Genomic DNA, 4,696 nt, shown 5'->3' on the forward strand with positions numbered 1-4,696 from the left:
TCCTTTTTATAAATTGACAAGAAACGCGATGAAAAATCTCATCGCGTTTTGCTCTTATTCTACTTTTTCCAATGCCTGTTCAATATCGTCACGAATGTCGAGCCAAGATTCAAGTCCAACAGACAGTCTTAAAAGCGCATCATCAATCCCCATTTTTTCTCTGGAGTCCTTCGGTACAGCCGCATGGGTCATTGTCGCTGGATGCTGAATTAATGTTTCTGCATCTCCTAGACTTACAGCAATTTTAATAAGTTTTAATGCATTCATAAAATTTTGAGCTGTTTCCTTTTCCCCTTTCAAAGTAAAGGAAATCATTCCACCTGATCTTCTCATCTGCTTCTGGGCAATTTCAAATTCTGAATTATGTTTATGTCCAGGATAATACACTTTGTTTACCTTTGGATGTGAAAGCAGGTAATCTGCCAATTTCTCTGTGTTATCACAATGGCGATCCATCCTTACTGCCAAAGACTTTAAACCCCTTAGCAGCAGCCAAGCATCAAAAGGAGAGATAATTCCGCCTATATCCTTTTGCGTTGTCATGGCCACTTCCTCAATAAACTCCTTAGGCCCAATTACAAGACCTGCAATCACATCTCCATGACCACAAATATATTTAGTCGCACTATGGATAACAACATCACAGCCAAGATTGATTGGATTTTGTAAATAAGGGGAACTGAAAGTATTATCTACTACAACTAGAATTCCCTTTTCTTTTCCAATCTCAGCTACCATTTGTAAATCTACAAGCTTCATAGTTGGATTAATAGGTGTTTCTACATAGATACAAACTGTTTCTGGACGGATGGCTTCAAGCAGCTGCTCCCTTGTTTCCATCGCAGAAAAGTCATGACTGATATTATATTTATCATTCATCATCTGAAGTAAGCCAAATGTGCAGCCATACACGCCTTGAGAGCATAAAATATGATCACCTGTTTTGGTCAGTGCAAACAGAACAGCAGACACAGCAGCCATTCCCGACCCAAATGCTAGGCAAGCTTCACCATTTTCTAATGTCGCTACTCTTTCCTCAAGCACTTTTACTGTCGGGTTCCCAAGTCTAGAATAAACAAAGCCTTCTTCTTTTCCAGCAAAGCGCCTTTCCCCTTGCTGGGCTGTTTCAAATGCAAATGTTGATGTTTGAAAAATAGGCGGTGCCAGACTGCCGCAATATTTTTCTGCTTCATATCCTTCATGGATGACCTTCGTTTCGAAACTCAAATCTTTTTTCTCTTTCATAAAATCTCCCCTCTTCAGTAAACGCTCTCATCATAAAATAAAAAAAGATCTCTTTACAGGGTATGCATAATATGAAAGTTTTGAATGCTTATTTAATGAGGAAAAAAAGACCTCGCCACAGAATTATGGCGAAGTCTTTTCAATGACAATATCACTTTCTTGAACAATGACTTTATTTTTTCCAGTTTGCTTAGCAACATATAATGCTTTATCAGCACGTTTAAATAATGAGGCGTACGTATCCCCTTGTCCTCTGGTCCAATGTGAAACTCCACATGAAATGGTCACTTGAGGGTTGGAACATTCACACACTCTCGCAACAAGCCTTTCAGCTATCACCACACCAGCGATTAAAGAAACTCCTGGCAAGTAAATGGCAAGTTCTTCCCCGCCCCATCTTGCACCAATATCTGTTCCCCTAATATTGGCGTTTATCAGCCCTGCCACCTGAATGATAACCTCATCCCCAACTTGATGACCATACGTATCATTGATGGTTTTAAAATTATCAATATCAATCATTATAAACGTTCCTTCATGATCTTCGTTCATCGATTGATAAATTTTATCATCGAGATAATTTCGCGAATATAGCTTAGTTAAATGGTCTGTTACAACCATCTTTTCAAGTTCCTCTCTAAGCATTGAGTTTGTAATAGCCAGAGTGGAGTGGTGGATCAAAGATTGCAGAAGCTTAAAGGTTTCAAAAGAGAAGCGATAAGGCGGCTCACTCATAACAAGTACAAACCCTTTTAGGACTCCAGACTGGGTCATAGGAACTGCCATTATCGATTTAAAATGCTTCACACCTGATTCAAATGACAATTGAAAATCACCAATAAAAAGGGACTCCACCTCTTTATCAATTCTGCCCTTTATATATTGGATATAGCTTTCTGCGTCACTTGTGTGAAAGAAAGCTGTACTTCCCTTTAATACCTCAATTTGTTTTCCACCTTTACCGTATAAGATGAAACCAACTTCTTCTGCTCCAAAAGAGTCCGAAATTTGCTCAGTCATAAACGCCATTGATTCTGTTAATCTTAAATTTGAGTTCAAGCGATGAGAAGTTTCATTGATTAATTTTAGGTCTGTAATAAGGCGCTTCGATTGCTGGTAAAGCTGAGCATTTTCTAATGCACTGCCCGCTGTATTTGCTAAAAGAGTGATAAACTCAACTTCACTATCTGGAAAAACAATGGTATTGGAAGCAATTACTTGCAAAACCCCATAAACGCCCTGTTTTCCTTTCAAAGGTGCATATAGAACTGATCGTTTCATTTGAACGGAATCTTCAAATTGAATATTGCCTGTTACATATGCCTGCATAGCCGCAATATTTTCGCTATTGAAGTCTAAATCCTTTATAGGCAGATCTTCAAGCATATGATTATCATGTGAAAGCAGGAGGTAGTAAGTGAATGTTGGATAGACCTCTTTAAGTGTAGAAATAATTTCGCCGAGGACATCATCCATATTCATCGTAGAATGAAATTTTTCTGTCACACGGAATAGCTGTTTATACCTTCTATCCTCTGATACTTTATTATTAAGTGATTGAACATTTTCAAGAAATTTTAAAGTATGATGACTTATTCCCTCGAGAACATTATCAGAAAGAGAGTTCATACCAGCTTCTTGCTCTTTCAAAGCCATAATTCCAAGAAAGGAATTCTTTTTCTCCAAAACTAGCATTAAATCATATTCTTCAAATCCCGGCAATTCACGATAAAAGGACTGTAATTGACCAACCTCATTTATCAATTCTTCCTTAGAAATATTTGGGCATGTAACTTGTTCTATGCTGTTAAGTGTAGAGGTCTCAATCAGTAATTTCTCTTTACAATTATTAAAACTAAAAAAAGTAGCTTCCTTGGCATTTAATAAGGTTTTGATGGCTGAGAGCATATTTTTCAATACATCATCATATACCAAAAAGCCATTTTCTGTATCTATGATATCAAAAAAATTACTTTTCAATTTCAATATTAATTCATGCTCATTATTAACCATCTAATCATCACCTATTTTCATTCCCGTTTCCCATATAAATCCATTATATATGTAAATAGACAAAAGTTCTTATTTCTTTTTGACTATTTCATTTCAACTGTCCCAATACTTATACCCGATTTGTTAAAACTAAACTGTAACCAATTTAAAAAAACCGATTAACATAAATCGGATAAACTACTCTTTTTTAATTCATTCACTAGTATCACTCTTAGATGGTTTTAATCTTACTTACTTTATTATATCATATATAAATGATGGGAGCAGGAAAAAATTAAGCCGCTTTCTTCACCATCTTCCGTAATACTCCTTGACTTTTCTTAATCAAAAATTATATAATACTCTTTGTGTAAAATATTGCAGCCTATGTGTACTGTTTTATGAATTCATTTTGTTCCTCAATTAGCTTTTCGAAGCTTTTCTGAAGAAGGGGTACTGCGTAACCCTTAGCTGCTAGGGCGAAGGTACATGAAAACAAAATGACCATAACTTATAGCACATCTGTTTTTATTTTACCAAAATAAAAACATTAAAGGAGGAGTCTTAAATGGCTCGTTATACTGGTCCAAGCTGGAAATTATCTCGTCGTCTTGGAATCTCTCTAAGCGGTACAGGTAAAGAATTAGAAAAGCGTCCTTACGCTCCTGGACAACATGGTCCAAACCAACGCAAAAAATTATCTGAATACGGATTACAATTACAAGAGAAGCAAAAGCTTCGTCATATGTATGGTGTAAATGAGCGTCAATTCCGTAACCTATTTGATAGAGCTGGCAAAATGGCTGGTAAACACGGTGAAAACTTCATGGTTCTTTTAGAATCACGTCTTGATAACGTTGTTTATCGTTTAGGCTTAGCACGCACTCGTCGCCAAGCGCGCCAACTTGTTAACCATGGTCATTTCTTAGTTGATGGCAAGCGTGTAGATATCCCATCTTACCGTGTTGNNAAAAATCTCGCAACCTTGACATTATTAAAGAGGCAATCGAAGTTAACAATTTCGTTCCTGATTTTGTTACATTCGATGCTGACAAATTAGAAGGAACTTTCACTCGCTTACCAGAGCGTTCTGAACTTCCAGCTGAAATTAACGAATCTCTAATCGTTGAGTTCTACTCTCGTTAATTAATACGCTTTGTAAATAGCGTAAGGAAAAACCCTAGAAACCTTGTTATATCAATGGTTCTAGGGTTTTTTATTTGTTTTCTGTTTTGTAGAATCATCGCCTCCTTTAGCATGCTATCTGGAAATAAGATATTTTTCTTTGAAGATTGGACTAAGTTCACCCCATACATCAAATTTATTACCATCTAAATCATAAAAAACAATATTCCTTCCAGAATGCCCTCTGTCCTCTGCCAAGTTTTGAATAATACCTTTCCGCTTTGTTATATATAATGGAAAATCTATCTTCTCATTAGTTTGTAGAAGAATATGG

The 4,696-nt window shown here is 36.4% G+C and carries 2 protein-coding genes and 2 pseudogenes; 1 reads left to right on the plus strand and 3 read right to left on the minus strand.

What is annotated here, in order from left to right; genetic code table 11:
• Positions 1–54: 54 nt before the first annotated feature.
• Entirely contained in the window at positions 55–1,245 is a 1,191-nt protein-coding gene (gene megL / locus V7149_RS21120; RefSeq protein ID WP_335347564.1) for a methionine gamma-lyase, read from the minus strand.
• Between the two features lie 123 nt (positions 1,246–1,368).
• Entirely contained in the window at positions 1,369–3,258 is a 1,890-nt protein-coding gene (locus V7149_RS21125; protein ID WP_335347565.1) for a sensor domain-containing diguanylate cyclase, read from the minus strand.
• 547 nt (positions 3,259–3,805) lie between these two features.
• On the opposite strand from V7149_RS21125, the pseudogene rpsD reads away from it, so the two are divergent.
• Positions 3,806–4,383: pseudogene (gene rpsD / locus V7149_RS21130) on the plus strand (30S ribosomal protein S4).
• A 114-nt stretch (positions 4,384–4,497) separates the two neighbouring features.
• Here the strand turns inward: rpsD and V7149_RS21135 are convergent.
• Positions 4,498–4,696: pseudogene (locus V7149_RS21135) on the minus strand (hypothetical protein); the annotation flags it as partial.

The sequence above is a fragment of the Bacillus sp. JJ1503 genome, from assembly GCF_036965125.1.
In the GTDB taxonomy this organism is placed as follows: Bacteria; Bacillota; Bacilli; order Bacillales; family Cytobacillaceae; genus Cytobacillus.